Annotated in this window: 2 protein-coding genes; both read left to right on the forward strand. The window is 28.4% G+C overall.

From position 1 onward, the window contains the following. The first annotated feature begins 281 nt into the window (after positions 1-281). Entirely contained in the window at positions 282-1,082 is an 801-nt protein-coding gene (locus ACH2AZ_RS12365; RefSeq protein WP_379046289.1) for a hypothetical protein, read from the forward strand. An 84-nt stretch (positions 1,083-1,166) separates the two neighbouring features. Further along, the gene (locus ACH2AZ_RS12370) at positions 1,167-1,676 is read left to right on the forward strand and encodes a hypothetical protein (protein ID WP_379046291.1); all 510 of its coding nucleotides are present in this window, start codon (positions 1,167-1,169) and stop codon (positions 1,674-1,676) included. The last annotated feature ends 263 nt before the right edge of the window (positions 1,677-1,939 follow it).

A 1,939-nucleotide genomic window follows, 5' to 3' on the forward strand; every position in this document is an offset into this window, starting at 1 on the left:
CTCGATAAATTTCATAAAAATCAGAAAAATATTATTTTTAAGAGCATTAATTGGTAGTTTTGAGACTGACTGCCGTTGGTAGCTATTTAAACACCTAAACAGAGCAATTTAATGACCATCCGACTTACGGATTTTAAAATAAAAACACAAACTGACTCTCTGAAGGAAGAAGATAGTAACTAGCGAATGATGTAAAATCAAATGCCTAAAACTTTGATTAGGCACTTTATTGTTCAACCTTGTTTTGTTATACATTAAACAAAACATAAATTTTATTAATTATGAAACTTACTATTTTAAAATTTTTTATTTTTTTCATAACCTTTGGTTTAATAAGTTGTAGTAATGATGAAAATAATCTAACAGAAAACACTAAGAGTAATGTAAAAAATCAAGACGCTATAACCCACAATTATTTGACAGAACCTAATTCAATTAATTCAGAATGGGAAGAAGCATCAAATCCTGAAAATCCATTAGATTACATTGGTTATGAGCATAATATGTTTCTTCAAAATTTTGATGAGAATAATTACAATATGGAATCGCTAGATGAAGTTTATTCTATAATAGAAGATCATTTTAACGAAGAAGGTCAAGTCGATAACTTAGCCTCTAGAGAGTTTTTAGAACCTATCATAAATAACGTAATAAATTATGATTTCGAAAGTTATATCAATCAAATAAATGTATCATCTTTTCAAAGGTCAAAACTTCTTGAATTAATACAAATTATAGATGATTATGATGGAAATAATATTGAGCTTATTACTAATCAAATAAAAGATTTTGAAAATCAATTGGAAAGTTACTCATTAGAAGAAAAGTCTGTGATATTAATAGCTAGTTCAGTTAGTAGATATTCTATGCTATATTGGGACACTAAGTATCCTGTTACTAATGGATTATTTAAAGGATGGAAATTAAGAAAATGGTTAACGATTGCAGCTGATGCAATAGGTGGTGCTGCAGGAGCGGCTGCAGGAAGCTCAACTGTTATTGGTGCTGTTGCAGGAGCTGTAAAAGGGGCAGGAGCAACTAGTGCTGCATTTGACAAAGCATGGGATATACTATCAAAGTAATAGAGATTAAAACAAATTCTTGAGTTGAAGATTCTCTGTAAATTAAGACGTTTTCCACTCAAGAATTCATATAACTGATTAAATATGAGAACTATATTTACTATAACGCTTATTCTATTTAGTATCAATATTTCTGCTCAAGACAAGAGTGAATTAAATACTAAAGAAAACTTTTATTCATTTTCTGCAAATGTCGGTTTGGCATTAGCAAAAGATAATTATGGAGAGTCCTTAAATTTTGATATTACCAAAACTTTTGATGATAAAAATACTACACTTGGCTTAAACTTTACTTATGCAACAATCATTAGAAAAAATGATGAGCCAAATTATAACTTATTAAAATATTCCTTATTAGCTGGAAACGAGTTTTCAAAAAACAAATCCTTTAAATTTGAAATAAAGTACGGCCTTTCAATACTAGACTTTAAAGATTATGAAATAAAAAAAGCTATTTTAGGAGTTGATGCAGGCTTATTGATGTCTTATAATTTAGCAGGATCTATGTATATTAACCTAGGTGCAACATCAAATTTTAATAAAGAAACTAGTATTTTTATGCAATCATTTCTTGGATTTAAATTTATTATTTAAAAACAGCTACCAACAAAGTATATAGCTCATAGCTATTTATTTGATTAATCGAAGTTTGAGCTTAATTTGGAAATCGTCAAATTTAAAAATTTGACGATTTCCAATTAAAAAAATAAATAGTAATATTTAAAAATCTGCCTTGTGGCTCAACCGAAAAATAATCGCTAATTTGCAAGCGACGGGCCATATACGAGACCGTCAGACTGTCTCAAAACCATGCCATCATTGCAGTCTTTTTTTAAGGATATATTTTTAATTTTTTT

Origin of the sequence: uncultured Mesonia sp. (genome assembly GCA_947499595.1) — a bacterium.
GTDB lineage: Bacteria > Bacteroidota > Bacteroidia > Flavobacteriales > Flavobacteriaceae > Mesonia > Mesonia sediminis.